15 protein-coding genes and 1 pseudogene are annotated in these 19,556 nt (G+C 70.5%); 9 read left to right on the top strand and 7 right to left on the bottom strand.

Going from position 1 to position 19,556, the window contains the following annotated elements; translation table 11 throughout:
- Nucleotides 1-11: 11 nt before the first annotated feature.
- From AB8A24_RS18730 to AB8A24_RS18720, 3 genes and pseudogenes are all read right to left on the bottom strand, one after another.
- Nucleotides 12-2,336 (bottom strand): bifunctional polysaccharide deacetylase/glycosyltransferase family 2 protein, encoded by a 2,325-nt coding sequence (locus tag AB8A24_RS18730; protein ID WP_328965373.1) that lies wholly within the window; start codon nucleotides 2,334-2,336, stop codon nucleotides 12-14.
- 91 nt (nucleotides 2,337-2,427) lie between these two features.
- Nucleotides 2,428-2,964, bottom strand: coding sequence for a hypothetical protein (locus AB8A24_RS18725; RefSeq protein WP_328965372.1), 537 nt, complete (start codon nucleotides 2,962-2,964; stop codon nucleotides 2,428-2,430).
- Between the two features lie 539 nt (nucleotides 2,965-3,503).
- Nucleotides 3,504-3,596 (bottom strand): annotated as a pseudogene (locus AB8A24_RS18720) (hypothetical protein); the annotation flags it as partial.
- A 616-nt stretch (nucleotides 3,597-4,212) separates the two neighbouring features.
- Here AB8A24_RS18720 and AB8A24_RS18715 point away from each other — a divergent pair.
- From AB8A24_RS18715 to AB8A24_RS18700, 4 genes are all read left to right on the top strand, one after another.
- Nucleotides 4,213-5,286 (top strand): M4 family metallopeptidase, encoded by a 1,074-nt coding sequence (locus AB8A24_RS18715; protein WP_328965371.1) that lies wholly within the window; start codon nucleotides 4,213-4,215, stop codon nucleotides 5,284-5,286.
- Nucleotides 5,287-5,567: 281 nt separating this feature from the next.
- Nucleotides 5,568-7,073 carry a M4 family metallopeptidase gene (locus AB8A24_RS18710; protein ID WP_328966135.1) on the top strand — a complete coding sequence of 502 codons (1,506 nt, stop codon included), beginning with the start codon at nucleotides 5,568-5,570 and terminating at the stop codon, nucleotides 7,071-7,073.
- A 603-nt stretch (nucleotides 7,074-7,676) separates the two neighbouring features.
- Nucleotides 7,677-8,129 carry an ATP-binding protein gene (locus tag AB8A24_RS18705; RefSeq protein ID WP_328966134.1) on the top strand — a complete coding sequence of 151 codons (453 nt, stop codon included), beginning with the start codon at nucleotides 7,677-7,679 and terminating at the stop codon, nucleotides 8,127-8,129.
- Between the two features lie 265 nt (nucleotides 8,130-8,394).
- Nucleotides 8,395-8,550, top strand: coding sequence for a hypothetical protein (locus AB8A24_RS18700; protein WP_328965370.1), 156 nt, complete (start codon nucleotides 8,395-8,397; stop codon nucleotides 8,548-8,550).
- A gap of 165 nt (nucleotides 8,551-8,715) precedes the next feature.
- On the opposite strand, the gene AB8A24_RS18695 is transcribed toward AB8A24_RS18700, so the two are convergent.
- The 3 genes from AB8A24_RS18695 to AB8A24_RS18685 form a co-directional block, all read right to left on the bottom strand.
- Complete coding sequence (locus AB8A24_RS18695) at nucleotides 8,716-8,973, bottom strand: hypothetical protein (protein ID WP_328965369.1); 258 nt, start codon at nucleotides 8,971-8,973, stop codon at nucleotides 8,716-8,718.
- A gap of 71 nt (nucleotides 8,974-9,044) precedes the next feature.
- Nucleotides 9,045-10,541 (bottom strand): IMP dehydrogenase, encoded by a 1,497-nt coding sequence (locus AB8A24_RS18690; protein WP_328965368.1) that lies wholly within the window; start codon nucleotides 10,539-10,541, stop codon nucleotides 9,045-9,047.
- A 1,050-nt stretch (nucleotides 10,542-11,591) separates the two neighbouring features.
- Entirely contained in the window at nucleotides 11,592-12,119 is a 528-nt protein-coding gene (locus AB8A24_RS18685) for a hypothetical protein (protein ID WP_328965367.1), read from the bottom strand.
- Nucleotides 12,120-12,948: 829 nt separating this feature from the next.
- Here AB8A24_RS18685 and AB8A24_RS18680 point away from each other — a divergent pair.
- Together AB8A24_RS18680 and AB8A24_RS18675 are read left to right on the top strand one after the other, a co-directional pair.
- Entirely contained in the window at nucleotides 12,949-13,776 is an 828-nt protein-coding gene (locus tag AB8A24_RS18680; protein WP_369476734.1) for a hypothetical protein, read from the top strand.
- Between the two features lie 321 nt (nucleotides 13,777-14,097).
- Complete coding sequence (locus AB8A24_RS18675) at nucleotides 14,098-15,372, top strand: DUF1266 domain-containing protein (RefSeq protein WP_328965365.1); 1,275 nt, start codon at nucleotides 14,098-14,100, stop codon at nucleotides 15,370-15,372.
- 228 nt (nucleotides 15,373-15,600) lie between these two features.
- Here AB8A24_RS18675 and AB8A24_RS18670 read toward each other — a convergent pair whose 3' ends face one another.
- On the bottom strand, nucleotides 15,601-15,966 hold the full coding sequence (locus tag AB8A24_RS18670; RefSeq protein ID WP_369476733.1) for a hypothetical protein: 366 nt from the start codon (nucleotides 15,964-15,966) through the stop codon (nucleotides 15,601-15,603).
- Nucleotides 15,967-16,366: 400 nt separating this feature from the next.
- Between AB8A24_RS18670 and AB8A24_RS18665 the strand changes: the two genes are divergently transcribed.
- The 3 genes from AB8A24_RS18665 (at nucleotide 16,367) to AB8A24_RS18655 (ending at nucleotide 19,541) form a co-directional block, all read left to right on the top strand.
- Nucleotides 16,367-16,594, top strand: a complete 228-nt coding sequence (locus AB8A24_RS18665; protein ID WP_328965364.1) for a hypothetical protein — start codon at nucleotides 16,367-16,369, stop codon at nucleotides 16,592-16,594.
- 725 nt (nucleotides 16,595-17,319) lie between these two features.
- A complete protein-coding gene (locus AB8A24_RS18660) occupies nucleotides 17,320-17,526 on the top strand; it encodes a hypothetical protein (RefSeq protein ID WP_328965363.1) in 207 nt (68 codons plus the stop codon).
- A gap of 650 nt (nucleotides 17,527-18,176) precedes the next feature.
- Nucleotides 18,177-19,541: a glutamate decarboxylase gene (locus AB8A24_RS18655; RefSeq protein WP_328965362.1), complete on the top strand. Its 1,365-nt coding sequence runs from the start codon at nucleotides 18,177-18,179 to the stop codon at nucleotides 19,539-19,541.
- The last annotated feature ends 15 nt before the right edge of the window (nucleotides 19,542-19,556 follow it).

Genomic DNA, 19,556 nt, shown 5'->3' with positions numbered 1-19,556 from the left:
GGAGCCGGTGCCTACAGGTCTCGGGGCCCCCGCGAGGGCCAGATGTGGTCCTGCGAGCTGTGCGGGACCGACGCGGAAGGGTGGGCCCTCCAGGCGGGGTCCGCGTCGTGGCCGCCGTACGGCGCGGCCGCGGGAACGGCCCAGGACTCGGGGGCCGGCGGGGCCTCGGGCACGGGCAAGCGGTCCGGCAGCGGAGGCTCGGACGGGGTGACGGGCACCTGGAGGCTGCCGTAGCGATCCATTCGCTGCCAGCGCAGCCGGGACCCGGCGACAGCGGTGAAGACGGACTGGATCACGACCAGGTACATGAGCTGGCGGTAGACGAACTGCTGCAGGGGCAGGCTCCACAACGGTCCCGGCCGCTCCCCGTCCAGGCGGAACGCGTACAGCCCCATCAGGACCTGGAGGAGCAGGAACGCCGTCCACAGGCCGAGGATGCGCAGGGGGTCGAGGAAGACCAGGCCGTAGACGGCGAAGACGTCCACGACGGGCGCGAGCAGGGGCAGCAGGACCTGGAACATCAGCAGGTAGCCCAGACCGCGCCGGCCGAGCTTTCCGGCCTGCCCCCGCTGGGTGAGGGCACCCCGGTGCTTCCACATCGCCTGGAGGGTGCCGTAGCACCACCGGTAGCGCTGCTTCCACAGGGCGCCGAGCGATGCGGGGGCTTCCGTCCAGGCCTTGGCCCGCTCCTCGTAGACGACGCGCCAGCCGTCCCGGCACAGGGCCATCGTGAGGTCCGTGTCCTCGGCGAGGGTGGTGTCGCTGACGCCGCCGACCCGCAGCAGCGCCTCCCGGCGGAACGCGCCGACGGCACCGGGGACGGTGGGCATGCACTCGGCGAGGTCGAACAGGCGGCGGTCGAGGTTGAAGCCGACCACATACTCGATGTGCTGCCAGCGTCCGAGCAGCCCGCCCCGGTTGACCACCTTGGCGTTGCCGGAGACCGCCCCCACGCGGCGCTGGGCGAAGGGCTGGACGATCATGCGGACGGCGTCCGGTTCGAAGACGGTGTCGCCGTCGACCATGACGAGCAGATCGCAGTAGGCCGCGGCGATGCCCGTGTTGAGGGCGGCCGGTTTTCCGGCGTTCTGCTGCCGGATGACCCGTACGCCGGGCAGCCGGAGGGCCTCGACGATGTCGGCCGTGCCGTCCGTGGAGCCGTCGTCGACGACGATGACCTCGACCTGATGGTCGGAGGCCACCAGAGAACGGACGGCGGCCTCGATGCCGGCGCTCTCGTTGTACGCGGGGACGATGACGCTGACGGGTTCGGTGACCGGAGCGCCCCAGGGCCTGCGGCGCATCCGCACGTGGCGCCTGGCGGCGACGAAGACGGCGACCGCGCGCAGCAGGCTGATCGCGCCCGCCGCCCACAGCAGCCAGGAGAGGGCTTCGATGATCCAGTCACTGGTGCCGAGCGCGGTGATGAGGGCGAGGCCGTGCCACCGGTCCAAGGTCCCGGCCGGCTGCACGACTTCGGGGAGGGCGACCGCGTCGCCCACGGTGACGAACGTCCAGCCGGACGCCTTCAGCCGCGGCACCAGCTGTTCGAGCGCGGCGACCGTCTGCGAGCGGTCCCCACCCGCGTCGTGCAGCAGCACGATCTGCCCGGCGGTGTCCTTCGGGGTGGCGCCGGCGATGATCTGCTCCACGCCCGGGCGTCGCCAGTCCTGGCTGTCCAGGGTCGTCAGGACGGTCAGGTACCCCTCCTGCCCGGCTTGCACGACGGCGCTCCAGTCGGCGTCGCCGAGCGCTTTGTTGGTGGAGGAGTACGGCGGGCGCAGCAGCGGCGTGGTGACGCCGGTGGCCCCGGCGATGACGAGCTGGGTCTCGCGCAGTTCCAGGGAACGCCGCCAGGCGGACGCGGTGCCGAGATCGGTGTGGGTGAAGCTGTGCAGGCCGATCTGGTGGCCCTCGTCGACGATCCGGCGGGCGAGACCGGGGTTCTCGGCGACCCGGGTGCCGACGGTGAAGAAGGTGGCGGGCACGTCGTTGCGGCGCAGCACGTCGAGGATCTTCGGCGTCCAGACGGGGTCGGGGCCGTCGTCGAAGGTCAGTGCGAGGGTGCGGGCCGCCGGGGCGGCGGTGCGGCCGGCCGTGCCCTCGATCACCGGCCCGCCGGAGCTGATAGCCGCCGGGACGGAGGTTCCCGAACCCCGCTCACGAGGAGCCCCGTCGGGGGTGGAGTCGAACAGGTGCTGGGTGTACCCCTGGAGGAGCAGCGCAGCCGAGAGGGTGAGCACGAGGGTGGTCAGCAGCAGCCAGTGGGTGCGCAAAGGGATGTTGCGTACGGAGCTGTGCCTGCCGCGGGGGCGGCGGCGACGGTTCTTCGACAAGGGACGGGGCTTCCTGCCTGCTGCGTAGTGCGGTGCGGAGAGATGCTGTGCTGGGGTATGCGCTGTCGCCGGTGCGGACCACGCGCCGGGCTCAGGGGTGGCCGGTGGGCTTGCCTCCGCCTTGGCCCGGCGGCGTGGTGCCGCGGCCGCGGCCCCCACCGGGAGGCGACGGAACGGGGTCTGCCGATCCGGTGGCGGCCTTCGTCGGCTCAGGTCCGGTGCCCGGCGTCGCAGGGCTGGTCCTGGTCGCGGCAGCCGGGGTGGGTGCGGCGCTGCGCGTGGCCGCAGGGGCGAGTCGCGGGCTCTTGCTCTCCGCACCGCGGGGGGACGGGCTCGCGCTGCGGCTCCCGGCCGGCCCCTCGGGCGCGGGGGTGTGCGGAGCCTGGGCGGAGGGAAGGAACGGCGACTGCAGGGTGGGGCCGCCCAGCAGGGTGCTGATGAGCAGGACGACGTAGGCGGCGGCGGGTACCACCAGCAGGTATCCCCATCGGCGCACTCGGCGCTGTCTGCGCCCTGACGTGTCCACGAACACCGGGGCCGGCGGCTCCGGCGCCGTACCGGGTGCACCGGCGTCGCCGAGGAAGAGTTCCATCGTGTCGTGATCCGGGTTGCCGTTGGGTGGGTGCATGTGCGGTGGCCTCTGGGATCGGGGGACGGAACGTCGGGGCAGGGTCGTTGTCGCGGCGAGATGGAGCTCATGCCCTTCAGCGTTGGAGCCTCCATCGGCGTCACTCCCGGTGCTGGACCCGTCCCATTCCGTACGATCCTGACCTGGATGTCCGGTCGCCGACGCAGCAACCGGACAAGAACCCCGAGAGCGACGACGGCCGGCGCCGAGGCGGGCTGATCGCGGCGTGGGTCACGACGCTTGACACCGGGGCGGATCGGCATCTCCGGCACGAGAGAGCCGCACCGGCCCGAGGTGGGCGGCGGAGCTTCGCGCAGGCGGCCCTTGTGCCGCGGTCATCAGCCTGCCGACATCGTTCGCGATTTCGGCGTCCGGAATGTGGCGGTCCTCGAAGGGCTCGCCGCCCGGGCCGGCCGCGAGGGCGCCGGCAGCCGAGTCTCGGCGCTCACGCGGCGGTGGGCGTCGACGCCGGACTTCAGGCCGAAGCCGGCAGGCACGGGTGGCCGCAGCTTCGAGGGGTCACTCCTGGAACCGCGGCCTCACGCCTCGGGCGAGGCCTCACTCTCCCGGCGCTGCCGCCGGCGGTGATTGCGCGTGGATGCCGGGGAGCCGCAGCCGGTACTGCAGTGAAGCCGTGCCCCGTTGCGAGTGCGGTCGAAGAAGCCGAATCGGCACGGGGGGGGTGCGGCACGCCTTGATGCGGAACATCGTGCGCTCCACTCGGTGGACGATGCCCGGCATCGTCACCACGACCAGGCGTTCGAGTGCCGCATCCGGGACGGAGCGCGAGCATCGCGGCGGGCCGCGGCGCTGCCGATCCGGCTCCGTCGGGGCCGGGGCCGGGGCCGACGGGACTGCCCGGCGTGGCCTCTTGCCCGCGGTACCACGCGCGGCTCCCACGCCTGGCTTTCCGAGAATGTTCCATGCGCCGCCGTGGCGACGAGCACGAGGACGAGGACGAGGACGGTCAGCCCGGCGCGGGTGCCTGGACGTTGCTGAGGTACGGACCCGCCGCAGCATAGGCGGCCGCGGCCCCGCAGGACCCTGACCGTGCCCCGCGCGACGGCAACGCGGCGGGGAGCAGGGCGATTGCCCTGCCCGAATGGCGCCCTGTGCGGCAGACCTTCCCGGAACGCGGGCCTGGCGCGGGCCTGGCGCGGGCCCGGTGTCGTGCGCGAGGATCACGGCCGCACCCCGCCCTTCCGTGTCTCTTCTCCGGCACAACGCGTCCCTCACAGGAGGATGTCCATGTCCCGCCGCACACCCCGTGGTCCGAACGCCACCGCGACGGCCGCCGCCGCCCTGCCCCTGGTCGCCCTGACCCTGGTCGCTCTGACCGGACCGGCCTCGGCGTCCGGGTCCGGGTCCGCGCCGACAACAGCGCAGCCCCAGGCCCGCATCTTCATGGTCAACCCCGTCCAGTCCTCGGGGGATCAGACCCTGGCCGACGCCAAGGACGCCGCCGACGCCGTGCCCGCCTCGGCCTACACCACGGCCGCGCTGCGCAATCTGGACGCCGGCGGCCGGCTGTCGGGCCGGTGGGCGTACGTCAGATCGGACACCGGCGCCTCGGCGAATCCTGCGGACGCGACCGTATACAACCGCACCGACGACCAGTTCGAGCAGGTCATGGCCTACTTCTGGGTCAATGAGGCCCAGGAGTACCTGCAAGGGCTGGGCTTCGGCACCGAACTGCCCGGGGCCAACGACCGGGCCCAGCCGGTCCGCATCAACCAGTGGGGCGCGGACAATTCCTTCTTCTCGGACAAGAAGACCGAGATCCGCTTCGGCAAGGGCGGTGTCGACGACGCCGAGGACGCGGAAGTGATCGTCCACGAGTACGGCCACGCGGTGCACAACGCGCAGGTCCCCGGCTTCGGTACCTCTTCCGAGGCCGGCGCGATAGGCGAGGCCTTCGGTGACTACCTGGCCGTCGAGGTCGGCGCCCACGCGGACGCCGCGTACGGCTGGCCGAGGCGAGCCGACCTGGCCTGCGTCGCCGACTGGGACGCGGCCTCCTACAGCGATGCCCCGCACTGCCTGCGCCGCATCGACGGGAACAAGGTGTACGCCGACCTGGAGGGCGAGGTCCACGCGGACGGGGAGATCTGGTCCCGCGCCCTCTTCGACATCCGCAACGCCCTGGGCGCCCGGACCGCCGACCGCATCATCGTCAACGCCCAGTTCGGCTTCGCGCCGGACACGTCCTTCAAGGACGCGGCCCTGACGACGGTTTCGACCGCCCGGCGGATGTACGGCGCGAGCGCCGCGGACGCCGTGCGCGCCGCGTTCAAGGCCCGGCAGATCCCCGGCATCGAGTAACGGTCGGACCTTTCCCCGGGCTCGGTGCACGCCGCGTCCGGGGAAGCGGAATGTTCCATTTTTGGTCGCTCAGCGAACATCACTCCCCTCTCTCCGGACAAACAGCTGGTCAAATACTTGTTGCATACCTGTCAATCCACTGCTCCTTCCTGGCAATCTCAACCGCCTGGCCCCCCACGGCAATTGAAGGAGCACGAGTGACTCTCCCCACGTCCTCATCCCGCACCCCCCGCAGCCGCACCCGAGCGCTGCGCGCCGCCGCCGTCGTCGCCTCGGCGGCGATGGTCGCCATCTCCGTCCAGAGCGGATCCGCCAACGCCTCGGCCGAGCGCGAGGCGGGAGCCACCACCCTCGCCCTCACCGCCGACGCGCGCGTCCTGGCGATCACCGCGGCCCAGAACACGGCGGCCGACACCGCGCGGGCCATCGGCCTGGCCGACGAGGAGCGCCTCGTGGCCCGCGATGTGATCAAGGACGCCGACGGCACGGTGCACACCCGCTACGAGCGCACCTACTCCGGGCTGCCGGTCCTCGGCGGCGATCTGGTGGTCCACCAGAAGAAGGACGGCAGCCGCAAGACCACCAAGGGCATCGAGGCCCGAATAGCCCCGGCCGCCGCCCGCGCCTCCCTCAAGGCCGCGCCCGCCGGTGCCCGCCAGGTCGTCTGGGCCGCGAGCGGAAACCCGGTCATCGCCTACGAGGCCGTCGTCACCGGAACCCAGCACGACGGCACCCCCAGCGAGCGCCACGTCATCACGGACGCCGCCACCGGCGCCGAGCTGTACTCCTACGAGGCCATCGACACCGGCACCGGCACGAGCCAGTACTCCGGCTCCGTCACGCTGGACACCACGCAGAGCGGGGCGTCCTACAGCCTGACGGACGGCGTCCGCGGCGGCCACAGGACCTACGACCTGAACGGCGGCACCACCGGCACCGGAAGCCTGTTCACCGACGCCGACGACAAGTGGGGCGACGGACTGCCGTCGAACCGCCAGACGGCCGCCGCCGACGCCCACTACGGCGCTGCGGTGACCTGGGACTTCTACAAGTCCGAATTCGGCCGCAACGGCATCGCCGGGGATGGCAAGGCCGCCTACTCCCGCGTCCACTACGGCAACGCCTACGTCAACGCCTTCTGGTCGGACGCCTGCTTCTGCATGACCTACGGCGACGGCGCCGCCAACCAGAAGCCGCTCACCTCCCTGGACGTCGCCGGCCACGAGATGAGCCACGGCCTGACCGCCGCCACGGCCAAGCTGAACTACAGCCGCGAGTCGGGCGGCCTCAACGAGGCCACCAGCGACATCTTCGGCACCTCGGTGGAGTTCTTCGCCAACAACTCGGCCGACGTCGGCGACTACCTCATCGGCGAGAAGATCGACATCCGCGGCGACGGCACGCCGCTGCGCCACATGGACAAGCCCAGCAAGGACGGCGCCTCGGCCGACTACTGGTCCAAGAGCGTGGGCCGGCTCGACGTGCACAATTCCTCGGGCGTGGCCAACCACTTCTTCTACCTGCTCTCCGAGGGCAGCGGCGCGAAGACGGTCAACGGGGTCTCGTACAACTCGCCCACCTACGACGGTTCGACGGTGACCGGGATCGGCCGGACCAAGGCCTACAAGATCTGGTACAAGGCGCTCTCGACCTACATGACGTCGACCACCAACTACGCGGGAGCGCGCACCGCGACCCTGCAGGCGACGGCCGACCTGTACGGATCCACCAGCGTGGAGTACCAGCAGGTGGCGGCCGCCTGGAAGGCCGTCAACGTCAACGGCTGAGCCGGCTCCTGAGCGGTACCTCGCCCCGGCAGGCCTTCGGGCCCGCCGGGGCCTCCGTCGCTTCCGCCGCTTACGGGGCGTCAGTGGGCGTCGGCACCGGATGAACCGCTGAGGAAGGCGAAGGCCCACAGGTCGCCGACATGGTTGAGCCGGTTGTTCTTCACGAACCGGCGTCCGACGTAGCGGCATGTGCCGGAGGCCCTGATGTACCTACGCGAGGGCCTGCACCAGCCTGCTGCCGGCGACCGGGGAGCGGGGACCGCTCGTCGGCCACCCACACCGTTTCCATCTCGCTGAGGCCATTGTGGTCTCCCTGCAAGGCCGCTCACCGCTCACGGGATGTCGAGGGAGATGGAGCCGGGCGACACACAGGGGTTTCGGAGCCCTCATAGCGGCCACACGCGCAGGGGAACGGAGACGAGGGAAGGAGCAGCCCCATGACGACGATGGTCCTGCTGATCGCGCCGATGGCGTTGGCCCTGCTGCTCGTACACAGCAGGGGCGAACACCGTGCCCGGCACCGGGCGAGCCGGTTCTGACAAGCGACACGACCCGTCCGGTCCGGCGTCACACGAGAGCGCAAGCGAGGTGAACGCGGTGTCCATGCGTGCCAAGGGGTGGGCCACTTCCTTCCCCGTACACCGAGGGGTTCGCGAGGCACGCCGGTGGACCGCGGAACGCCTGGACTCCCTGCAGTGGACGACGGACGCCCCCGACACGGCGCACTCCGTCCTGCTGACGGTGTCGGAGCTCGTCACCAACGCACACGTCCACGCCCACAGCGGCGCCGGCCTGGTGCTCACCTGGGACGGCCGCTGCCTGCACGTCAGCGTCGCCGACGGCGATCCGTACCTGCCGGCCCCGCGCGACCCCTCACGCGAGGCGACCTCCGGACGGGGACTCGCCATCATCGACGCCCTCGCCGATGCCTGGGACGCCCATTCCTTCCACGGCGGCAAGACGATCACGGCCTGTTTCCATCCCGGGGCGACACCCGCCCCGCACACCGCGAGGAGTCCCTCGAGGCCCCACGCCGGCGAATCCCCCGACGCGTGACGGCCCGACCCCATGAGTCCCGCTATCGCTCCGTGCGGGTCGACGGCAGACGGGATGGCAGCAATGGCCGCGGTAGTCTCGACGACCCGGATCACCCGCTGCGAAACGCGAGCCGCCCGTTGTGTCCATGCGTGAGAGTTTCGAGAACTTCACCAGCCTCTTCAAGCGCACGTCCAGGACCGCTGAAGGAGCATCATTCGCAGCGGAACGGCCCTGCCGGTGTTCTCCTGGCCGGCCTGGTCTGGAGACGACAGCGAATGGCTACATGCTCCCCGCTGAAGCTTCCGGCAGTTACAGCCTCCTGACCGATCCCGATCTGGGGCCGTTCGTCGCACGCTGCACCGGTTGCCAGGCCCGATACCCCGACCCCTGGGTGATCCCGCAGGGCGCACCCATGCCCTTCGCCTGGGCCCAGGACTGACGAGGGAGGCCATGTGGAGTCGCTTGGATACGCCTTCGGCGCCCTTGAGCTGAGCCGGTCAGAGCGCCTGCCGTGTCAAGAGCGTGGCTCTTCCTGACATCAGCCTCCGACACCGACAAGCGTGAACCGCGTCGGCCACCAGCGAACCGCAACGGCCGGCCAGAGTCAGTGAGGTTCCGTCGCGTCGGGCTGCACACGGGTGCGGCGGCGTTCGGTGTCGGCCTGCCGGCCGCCGTTCATGGCGGTGGTCACGGCCGGCGGGACCCTTGGGAGTCGGACGTCGGGCAGAGGCCGGCCCACGCGCCAGACCCGGTTGCCGTGTCGGCAGAACTGGAGGGCCGTGAGCCGGTCGACGGCGTGGCCGATCCGGCGGCTGCGGTCACGCTCGAAGGGCGTGCAGCAGCGTCGCAGGTGCTTGACCACTGGCGGGAGGGGGTGGTCCGGCTGTGCGCCGTTCCCCCTCCGGCCAGCGGTCCGTGGCTCTTGGCAGCCGATCAGGCGATGGTCATCGGGGTGTCGCGCAGGGCGACGTTGGCGTGGCTCTCCTGGAAGCTCTGGTCGGAGACCAGGGTCAGCCGGGCCGTGGACTGGAACTCCGCAAGAGTGGTGGATCCGCAGGACACCATCGTGGTCTTGAGCTTGGCGATGGTCAGGGCGAGCCCTTCGTTGAGGTCGCCGGCGTAGGGAACGTAGCCGTCGACGCCTTCTTCGAAGATCAGGCCCTGGCCTCCTTGTCCGTAGCGCTGCCAGTTGCGGGCACGGTTCGAGCCCTCGCCCCAGTACTCCTTCACGAAGCCGTCCCGGGTGGGGAGCTTGGCACCGGCCGCCTGGTCGAAGCGGGCGAAGTAGCGCCCCATCATGACGAAGTCGGCTCCCATCGCCAGTGCCAGGGCCACGTGGTAGTCGTGCACCAGCCCACCGTCGGAGCAGATGGGCACGTACTCGCCGGTGCGATCGCGGAAGGCGTCCCTTGCGGCGGCGACGTCCAGGACCGCGCTCGCCTGGCCGCGGCCGATGCCCTTCTGATCGCGGGTGATGCAGATGGAGCCGCCGCCCACGCCGATCTTGACGAAGTCCGCACCGGCCTCGGCGAGGAAGGTGAACGCCTCGCCGTCGACCACGTTGCCGCCGCCGGTGGGGATCTCCGGGTAGTGCTTCTTCACCCAGGTCAGGGCTTGCGCCTGCCAGTCGCTGTAGCCGTCGGAGGAGTCGAAGCACAGGGCGTCTGCGCCCGCCTCCAGCAGGGCGGGGACGCGCTCTCGGTAGTCGTGGGTGTTGATGCCCGCGCCCACCCGCAGTCGCTTCGCGGTGTCCACGGCCTGGTTAGGGAAGCGCTTGTTGTCCGTGTAGTCGGACCGGAAGACCAGGTACTGCAGGTGACCCTCGGTGTCGAGTACGGGCAGACAGTCGAGCCGCTGATCCCACAGCCGGGCGTTGGCTTCGGAGAGCGTGGTGTCAGCTGCGGCGTGAGGAAGGTCGGCGATGGCGGTCATCCGACCGCTCACCGGTCCGTCGAGGTCGTGGCGCTGGGGGTGGAAGTCGCGGGAGGTCACCAGGCCGAGCAGGCGGCCGGTGGCGCTGCCGTCGTGGGTGACCGCGGCGGTGCTGTGATCGGTGCGTTGCATGACGGCGACCAGGTGCCTCAGGCTGTCGTCGGGGCGGACGTTGGTGTCGCTGGTGACGAATCCGGCCTTGAAGTTCTTCACCTGGCGGACGGCTGCGGCCTGGTCCTGGATCGACTGGTTGTGGTGCAGGAAGCTCAGACCGCCGTTGCGTGCGAGTGCGATGGCGAGTTCCGGTGTGCTGACAGCCTGCATGATCGCGGAGGTGAACGGGGAGCCGAGTTCGATCGCCGAGGGCTCTCCGACGACGTGCCGCACCAGGGGCGTGCGCAGGTTGACCGTCGCGGGCGAGCAGTCGGTCCGGGTCCGGTTGGGCAAGAGCAGAAACTCGTTGAACGTCCTTGAGACCTCGGCGATGACCTGTGCCACTCGTTCCTCCTGACCCGTCGGCCGGAACCCGAGTGCCCGGCCGTGAAGGCCGCCCCGTGTCCCGAGTCCCGGGCAGGCAGGCAGGTGCCGACGTGGCAGCTGCGGAGGTGCCACGAGCTGCGGCAGAGCCCTGACCTGCCCGCGGAACCGGAGGCGGTCGTGACCTGACACCCTATCGACTGCCCCGCCGCTGCGCGAAATGGGTCACCGAGCCGCGCCTGAAGCTGATCAGCGGAGACGAGGCGAGGGCCTTGATGGTTCTCCTCGGGTGCTCGAGGACGACGCGCAGCCCGAGCAAGTCCGCCATGTCGCCGGGGAGTTGCGCCGGCGGTGTTCGACCGAACGCGTTCAGCCCGCGGTCCCAGTGCTTGCAGAGGTCCCGCTTGTAGCCTTCGCGCTGCTCGACACGACCGGGATCAGGTCGACCCGCCTCGAACAGGGGCAGTGGCGCCCGCAGCGCGGGCGCCGTGGAGGCCGTGAGGCGGCGGGCACAACTGGCTGGGCGGTGGCTGGGGAGGTGGCGGGGAGGGGAAGGGCGGCGAGGGCGAGCGCGGGCAGCGCGCTGGAGCAGGTTCTTGATCACGCACCGATTCGTAGCCGCGTGGTCCCTCCTCCCTGGAAGGGCTTTGCGGGGCAACTCACTCGGGTGGGTGAGTGGCCCTCCGCCGGCACGTCGGGCGAACGGCCACGTCGCTGTCGGGGCCCCGTCGGTGCTGATCTTCGCCACAGGTCGGGGCCGAGGGTCGCATCCAGGTCGTCGCGGCTCCCCCACACCGACGCGAACGTGACGCCTGCCCATGGGTGTCCGGGGCTGACTGCAGCAGTACAGTACGGTCGGCCGCCCGTAGGCAGTCAGCCCAGAAGGTCCCCCACACCCGCCTCCGGACACATTCTGACCGCTTTGCACCCACGCCTTACTCCTGCCCGGTACGTTGGCGGCTCGCGGACGGAAGGTGCCACACCTACAACAGCAGGTGCGGGACCTTCGGGAGCTGCCACGGCTCGTCCCGATTCCCGACGGATTCCTATCCGGCGCTCCAAGGAGGCAGGTCAGTCGTCCTCGTCGTCCGCGGGTTCAGGTTCGCGGACGTGCCAGAGGTCGAGGGTGTACCGCTCAGGTTGCGGGTTGTCGGCCCACAGCTGCCGGATCCGTGCGGTGCTCCAGTCGTCTTCGATCTGGCGGAGCGCATGCTCGTAGTATTCGGCAGCGGTAACCCGGCCGGCCCATGAAACGTGTCCCTCGTAGACGCCCGGCCTCGGGAGCGTCATCTCCGCCGCAGGTCCGAACGCGAACTGACCGATCACCAGGATCCCGGTCTCCGACTCGAGGCTCACGGCCGTGAAGCCCTCGACCTCGCCGGGCGGAGGCTGCGGTCCGTCCCACACCCGAACGGCTACTTCCACCTCCAGGTCGGACTGCAGGCTGAACAGGTAGAGGTGGTAGCCGTTGCCGCCGACAACGTTGCGTTCAGCGGCGGCGATCGCCGTGCTGTCGGTGAGGTTGGCGTCCGAGTCGTAGACCTCGACCAGGCGATGGGACGGGCGGGCAAGGGTCGTGCTCTGGGTGAGCAGGGTCATGATTCAGTGCCTGCCCTTCAAGAGATGATCTTGACATAGAACGCGTCATTGTCGATCAGACGGTTCTCCCCGTAGACCTTCTGAATGAGCTCACCTCTCTCGCGATTGTCCGAACCCACTTCACCAGAGGGTGAGTTGCGGGTCGCGCGCCGGGGTGGCGTCCCGGCCTTCCGGCGTGGTCACGTACGGAGCCTGTCTCATCCGGGGGTGCTCGGGGCCACTGTCCGGCGGTTCGGTGAGCAGAGCTCGACCCTCGGGATACGCGCTGTCCCCTCCCTGCACCTGCCTTCGCGAGTCTCCCGATCGGCTGTGCCTTGGCCTCGGGCCCACTCCGAGCAACGTGACCCACGGCGAAACCGAAACCAACAAGGCGGACGCCGTGGTGCGTGCCGTTAGCTGTCCTGCGGTCAGGAGCAGGACCAGGGCCTTGGAGCGGGTGGTGCCGAGCGCGGGGAACGGCACCTGGTCCTGGAGGGACCCGTCGTCGTCATCACCGGGCCACAAGGCCTGCTCGGCCGGTTCGTCCTGGGAAGGAATGTCGTACCGGAGGAACTCGTCCTGCCCTCGAATCGTCCGCGCGTCCGCGTACCCGGCCGGCCGTCGGGCCCACCACCGATGGCTCGCCGCACCGGCTGAGCTACCGGCACACCCGACAGGAGCGCCGCACCGAGGCGTGGCCGGCCAACCACCACCAGCGACGCGACCGAGAGATCGCACGCGGAGCAGCGACCGGCGTACGGTCCCCCGCGTCACGGCCTGATCCGCGTACGGGTAGAGTCGCGCTCTTCGGGCCCCAGCGGCCCGGAGTCCCGGTGAGGCACAACCGACCATGACCGAACGCGAACCCGCACCCGCACCCGCACCCGCACCCAGCCATGGCTCCGCCCCGCCCGCCCCAGCAGACCGCGCGCGGCTCGACCGGGCACTGGACCGGCTGGCCGTCACCTTCCGCGGGATGACCGCGCGGGCCGACGAGGTCCAGTGCGAGTGCCACTGGGGCAGCCCGCAGGAGCTCGCCCTGCTGAAGCTCCCCGACACGGAACTCGACCCCGATCTCCTGCACCGCACCTGGAGCGCACCCGACTGGAGCGACCACGGCGCCGTGCTGCGCCGCGTCCTGCCGCAGTTCGCCCGCGAACTGACCGGCGGCCTCGGCGCCCACGCGTACGACATCGGCAACGTCGGCACCTCGTTCCACCGCGCCGCATGGCAGCAGTGGCCCGCGGCGCAGAGCGCGGCCGTACGGGAGTTCCTGCACGCCTGGTGGGCCCACACCCTCCTCACCCCGGACCCCGCCGTCCCCGTACACGAACTCCTCCCGCTGTGCGCCGAGGCCTCCGCCGACATCGGCCCCTGGCTGGCGGTCTGGGAGGACCTGCGCCACCCGGTCGCCGACCGGCACCTCACCGACACGGTCGACCAGTGGGAATGGGACCTCCTGGAGGACGCACTCCCGTGGCGGTCGTGGTTCGTCTGGTCGGAGGAGGAAGCGGAAGACGTACGGACCGAACTGACCGCCTGGCTCGTGCGCGAGGCCCCCGCACGCCTCCGCGCCACGGGCGCACTTGCCGAACTCCAGCACGCCGTACGCCTGCTCGGCCTCGCCCACGCCGACCGCTGGGACGACCCGCACGCACCGCGCCACCGCTACGCCTGACGCGGCCGCCCCGGCCTACCCCACCACCTCTTCCGGCTGTCCGAAGGCCGTCCGACCAACCCCGGCGAACCCTTGCCGGCCCTCTCCCCGCACGGCCCAGCAGGGGGGCGGGGCCCGCGGGTTGCGCGCTCGACAAGGGCTCGCCCCACGGTGTTTCGGCGGACGTGCCGACTCGCGCAGCGCGTCGCCCGGATCGGTCGGCCATGGGACGTGCGGTCTGTCGGCGGCGGTGATCCGGCACCTCGACGACCTGCTCCGGTCGACCCCCGCCAGGCGGGACCGGCGCGCCGACCGCACTGGACCAGCCTTTAGGGTTTACCCATGAGCTTGACAGCAGGTCACGAGGAAGGAGCCCCGCCCGGCCCGACGGCATCGGCGCGGGGCTGGCAGGCGCCGAGCGCGGTCGAGCGGGGGCTGTACGAGGCGAAGGCACGCGGCGACTGGCCCGCGTACTACGACCTCGTCGCACGAGCAGACCTGTACATGATGCAGTCGCGGGCGTACGTCGACGCGAACGCGGGCCACAACCGCTTCCACCCCTACTGGAACCCGCAGACCCAGACCATGTGCCTGGCCGTCTACACCGGCGGCATGCTGCCGCCGCCCGTCGCCGACCCGGTCTACGACTGCTACGACCTGGGCTGGTTCGCGGAAGTCTGGAACCAGGACGACCCGCCCTACCTCGTCGTCAACCCCGGCAGCCCCTGCGAGGGCGTCCTGCCGGCCGGGCCGGAGGGCCGCGCCCTGTGGCAGCGTCACTCCGCCCCGGTCGAACGACCGGGGCTGACCCAGGACGTCGTCCACACCCTGGAGGTGGGCGGCCCCCGCACCGGCCCCGTCGCCTTCGGTCTCGCGGCCGGCGCGCACATCAACGTGCACAACGGGCGCTACTGGAACTCGATGGCCTACCACGGCTGCGGCTACCGCAACGAGAAGCACACGTTGGAACACTGGTGGGGCGTCACCACCCGCGGGAACTGGCAGGACACGCAGGAACAGCTGCTGCGTGCCGCAATGGTCAGCGGCGTCTGGGAGTCCGTCCTACAACTTCGCCGCGCCATGGCCCTGGACTTCGCGGGCCCCGTCGACGTCGACCACTGGCGCCAGGCCGCTGAGAACGTGGTGCGCCGGCGCGCCGAGGCCACCGCCGAACCCCACCTGACCGCGAACGGCGTCACCCCGAGCCGCACCGTCACCGCCGCGGAGCTGGAGGGCCAAGTGACCGACCTTCAAAGGCTGATCGGCCGCATCGCCCGCTACGAGGCGCGGTTCCGCGCCGACGGCCTGCTGCCCGAGGGGGGCTTCGTCCGCAGCGTCGAAGCCTGGGACTACGGCCGGGCCTCCGGCATGGCCCGCTGGGGACTCGCCGCCCGCCTGTGCTCCCTGCAGGAGGCGGAGGCGGCCGTGGTCCGGGCTGGCCGTCTCGTCCAGCTCAACTACCGCTCGTGGGAGGACTTCTCGGCCGCCTACATCCTGGGCCGCTGCCTCCACTTCGACAAGGAGGAGTTCGGCGAGTGGTACGAGTCGGTCCTCGCGACCCACCGTGCCCTGACCACGGACCCGGCCAGCCCGTGGCGCACGCTTCCCTGGACCTGAGGCTTCCGCTTCCCCACCGCCCCTCCTTCCTGGGGCGCTACCGTCCCGGCCCCAGGATCCGCTACCACCAGACCCCCACCTGGTGAGCGAAACACCCCGCCTGCTCCGACGAAGCCCGGCCGCCACGGAGCCTGTTCGCGGCTGCAGTCCCCGGACCGGGCGCGGGCGGCGGCCGGAGAGACGGGGCCGGGAGGCGGCCGGTGCGCGGATTCCGCCCTGCTGCTGCGTTCAGCGGGCAGTACAGATGACGATGGCCGTGAGGGTCACCGGGTATGGCGTGGGGTTGTACCCGTCCAAGATGTATCCCCTCTCGTCCGGGGCTGCCCTCTTCAAAATCATGCCCGGCCCTACCGTCTCGAAGCCGAAGCCGGTGGGTGCTTGACCAACCGGACAGAGCGCAATGGCATCCCCGAAACCGCCATTCGGTGGGACTGTCTCAGGGGTGCCCTTGTACTGGGGGTGAGGGGCACGCAGAGCCGTGCGCTCCTGTGCGGTTGAGCCGTGAGCTCCGCCGTCCTGTGCGATGGCGAGCGTGGCACCGCTGGCTGCGAGGAGTGAGACGACTACCAGAACAGGGACGCGGAAGCGCTTCATTTCGACCTCTCATTTGACTTGCGTTGCGGTGACGTCCATGTCCCCATGCCATACGCGGCTATTCGTTCCGCCCCTCGCACGGCCTAAGCAGAATCGATCTCCCTCCCCTGTTTGGAGGTGCCCCCCATGCCCCGACGACCCCGCCCCCCTTGCTCTGTCCCCGGGTGCGCCGAGCTGACTGCCCCTGGTGGCCGCTGTGTCGAGCATGAGTGCGAGGCGAACGCGGACCGTGCGTCACACGGTAGGGCGCCCACGCGGCGTCCGGGTACGAGCGCACCCCTCGGCAACGGAGGCACCCGCGCCCTGTGACGGAAAGAAGTCGTGAACTGCTCCACCCGCGTGCCGCCATCCTGCGATCGTCCAGCCGTCACGAGCGAACGATACGAACCGAGGCAACATCATGACGTGGGTCTACGCGGCACTCTCCAAGGAAGCCGGTAGGCGGGGCGGCCCCGACGCGCTGCGGTGCTTCTCACGCGGGCAGGGCGTCATCATCGGCGCCGCCGTCACCGGCGCCGGCGTGGCCGGGCCCCTGCTCTACAACAAGTGGTGTGCGTGCCGCGCCGCCGCCGATCCGGCGCCCCAGACCACGGCTAAGCCGGCCCCCGGTGAGAGCGCCGACGCATGAACGGGGCGCGCGCCGCCGCCGGCCCACGGCCCCGCCGACGCGCCCCCACCTCGATCACCAACCGGCGACGCATGGGCTCAGAACTCCGCCGGATCCGCGCAGACGCCGGCAAGCTCTCCCTGCACATACTTGAAGACCTCGCCGGCCGCGACGAAACCGGACGACTGCTGCTCCCCGCACGACCTTGGACGCCGCCCTGAAAGGAGAGCGGCTTCTGACGGCCGTGGCTCTGGGCGCCTTCTTCACCGCCTGCGAAATAAACGGGCCCCACACCCTGCACCTCCAGCCACGCCGCGCCCCGCACCCACGGCACCCCTGGCCGCAGCCACGCGCCCCCAGCCACATGCCACCCCCGCAACCCCGACCGCACCCCAACCCCCGCCGGCCTCCTAGGCCGGTCTGCACGGCCACCGGACCTGCTCGGCTGCCGTTCCGCCAGGCTCCGCTCCGGCTGCGCTTGCCCTGCTGTTGTCGACAGGTGCCACTTTCTCTTTCACTCCGCCTGTAGAGGTGATGCCTGGCCCGGAGGCAGCAGTTCTCCCCGTCCCTGGTCACACCGCATGTGCTGCGGGTGACTCCCGCACTGGCCTCGACCGGATCGCTGTTGCGGTACGCGACTCGTCTCGCGGGCCTCCGGTGCATCGCCCATGCTGAGAAGGAGGGCGCTGTCGGCCCGAGACTTGTCCTTGAAAGGGCCGAACGGGGGCGCCTGAGAGGAGGAAGTCATGCGTATGAGAAGAATGCTCGGCCTCGCCTTGGCTGCGGCCACCCTGGCCGGCGCGAGCGCGGTCGGTGCTGTCAGCGCTCAGGCCGCCGCGTCTCCGACCATCACCGGGGAAGAGTGCGCGGCCGCGGGTGGACAGGTCAAGGAGAACCCGTACAGGGCCTCCACCTGCGTGTTGCCTGACGGGAGTCAGCAGACGATCACGTGATGGCCTCATGGCCTGAACTTGACGTCAGCCCACCGTGGCCCCGGCGAGGAACGCGCTCCAACGGATGGGCGCGACGGTCAGCTCGGTAGCGGCCGCGACCTCGGGCCCAGCGGGGCATTGATTGCACGACGGCTGCCCGGCTGTGGACGGTGACGTTGTTACGTGAACCCGGGCCGGCGGAGGCTTCTGCGTGTCCGGCCCTGCTGTCCCAGGAAGGTCTTCCGCCACTCCAGCGCGACATGGTCAGCACGGCCTCCGCGCTGGGGTGCGAGCTGGGCCTGCGGACCCGTGACCGCGCCCCCTCGGCGACCGGGTCCATCGTCAGGTGCCGCCGGGGCGAAGCCTGCTTCGAAGCGGAGTAAAGCCGTTTCGGTGCGGCGCAGGGCGAGTTCGTACAGCGCGTGGAGCCGGTCGGGGCGGGTGTACTTGGGCGCGGTCATCGGGCGGCCTCTGCCAGGTGGCGCTGGACGTATTCCTTCAGGGCGTGGGTGGGGATGCGCCGGGCGCGGCCGCATCTCTGCTGGACAGTACGCGGACGGCTTGCTCCACCTCCTCGGCGCACGCCCGGCCCGGTGACGATGTCGCTGACCGCGCCGGCCGCGCGGTGTGTCCCTCGACCGCGGCAGGCTTCGGCGCTGTTGAATCGAGACATGACCAAGCGCGACGACTCGGCTCTGTTCGGCAACCGATTCCTGACGGTGCCCGCTCCCTCGGAGACCTTCCCCGAGGAAGGCATGGCCGCGACGGACGCGATGAGGCTCGTGGATGTGGATCTCGCCATGGAGGGCGACCCGCAGCGCAACCTCGCCACGTTCGTCACCACCTGGATGGAGCCGGAGGCCCAACGGCTCATCGCCGAGAACCTCCACCGCAACTTCATCGACCATGCGGAGTACCCCATCTCCGCCGAGATCGAGCAGCGCTGCGTGCGCATGCTCGCCGACCTCTTCCACGCGCCCGGCAGGACGACCGGATGCCGGACCCAGGGCTCATCCGAAGCGATCATGCTCGGCGCGCTGTCGTTGAAGTGGAAGTGGCGCGAGCGCCGCCAGGCAGCCGGCCTTTCGACCGACCGGCCCAACCTGGTCTTCGGCGGCGACGTCCACGTCGTGTGGGAGAAGTTCTGCCGCTACTTCGACGTCGAGCCGCGGATCATGCCGCTTGCCGAGGACAAGTACACGATCGGCCCGGAGGACGTGGAACCCCACCTCGACGAGAACACGATCGGTGTCGTCGCCGTCCTCGGCACCACGTTCACCGGCCACAAGGACGATGTCGTCGGGATCGACAAGCTCCTGCGGGACGTTCGCAAGAAGCGGGACCTCGACATTCCGATCCATGTCGACGGCGCCAGCGGCGCATTCGTCTGGCCCTTCCTCTACCCGGACTCGAAATGGGACTTCCGGCTGGAGCAGGTCCGTTCGATCAACGTCTCGGGGCACAAGTACGGACTGGTCTACCCCGGCATCGGATGGCTGGTCTTCCGCGAAGAGGCCGACCTCGCCAAGGACCTCGTCTTCTACGAGAACTACCTGGGCAAGACCGACGCGACGTTCACGCTGAACTTCTCCACCGGTGCGTCGATGGTGCTCGCGCAGTACTACAACTTCGTGCGGCTCGGTCGCCAGGGCTATACCTACGTCATGAAGGCGATGCAAGAGAATGCCCGCGCGCTGGCGGACAACCTGCGCGACAGCGGCCGCTTCGAAGTGATCGGGAGCGACCTCGAGCAGCTGCCGCTGGTCGCTTTCCGTCTCGCCGGCAAGCACGCTTACGACGAGTCCGACATCGCCTGGCAGCTCTCGGCCGAGCGGGGCTGGATGGTGCCGGCGTACACCCTCCCGCCCAACGCGGAACGGGTGAAGATCCTGCGCGCTCTGGTCAAGGAGACCCTGAGCCGCGAGCAGATCGATCGCCTGACCCAGGACATCGCCGACGCATGTCGCACGCTGGACGACAAGGGAGCGGCCCACAGCATCGAGCGGACCCAGGTCAAGCGCGGCACCGGCTACTGACACACGGTGACGGAG

Source organism: Streptomyces sp. BF23-19, assembly GCF_041106355.1.
GTDB lineage: Bacteria > Actinomycetota > Actinomycetes > Streptomycetales > Streptomycetaceae > Streptomyces > Streptomyces virginiae_A.
This window is presented reverse-complemented; position numbering and strand designations above follow the sequence as displayed.

What these genes read in the sequence shown, in the direction of transcription:
- AB8A24_RS18725 (WP_328965372.1), bottom strand. Translation starts at nt 2,964, where the DNA reads ATGCACCCACCCAACGGCAACCCGGATCACGACACGATGGAACTCTTC.
- AB8A24_RS18715 (WP_328965371.1), top strand. Translation starts at nt 4,213, where the DNA reads ATGTCCCGCCGCACACCCCGTGGTCCGAACGCCACCGCGACGGCCGCC.
- AB8A24_RS18710 (WP_328966135.1), top strand. Translation starts at nt 5,568, where the DNA reads ATGGTCGCCATCTCCGTCCAGAGCGGATCCGCCAACGCCTCGGCCGAG.
- AB8A24_RS18705 (WP_328966134.1), top strand. Translation starts at nt 7,677, where the DNA reads ATGCGTGCCAAGGGGTGGGCCACTTCCTTCCCCGTACACCGAGGGGTT.
- AB8A24_RS18700 (WP_328965370.1), top strand. Translation starts at nt 8,395, where the DNA reads ATGCTCCCCGCTGAAGCTTCCGGCAGTTACAGCCTCCTGACCGATCCC.
- AB8A24_RS18685 (WP_328965367.1), bottom strand. Translation starts at nt 12,119, where the DNA reads ATGACCCTGCTCACCCAGAGCACGACCCTTGCCCGCCCGTCCCATCGC.
- AB8A24_RS18680 (WP_369476734.1), top strand. Translation starts at nt 12,949, where the DNA reads ATGACCGAACGCGAACCCGCACCCGCACCCGCACCCGCACCCAGCCAT.
- AB8A24_RS18675 (WP_328965365.1), top strand. Translation starts at nt 14,098, where the DNA reads ATGAGCTTGACAGCAGGTCACGAGGAAGGAGCCCCGCCCGGCCCGACG.
- AB8A24_RS18670 (WP_369476733.1), bottom strand. Translation starts at nt 15,966, where the DNA reads ATGAAGCGCTTCCGCGTCCCTGTTCTGGTAGTCGTCTCACTCCTCGCA.
- AB8A24_RS18665 (WP_328965364.1), top strand. Translation starts at nt 16,367, where the DNA reads ATGACGTGGGTCTACGCGGCACTCTCCAAGGAAGCCGGTAGGCGGGGC.
- AB8A24_RS18660 (WP_328965363.1), top strand. Translation starts at nt 17,320, where the DNA reads ATGCGTATGAGAAGAATGCTCGGCCTCGCCTTGGCTGCGGCCACCCTG.
- AB8A24_RS18655 (WP_328965362.1), top strand. Translation starts at nt 18,177, where the DNA reads ATGACCAAGCGCGACGACTCGGCTCTGTTCGGCAACCGATTCCTGACG.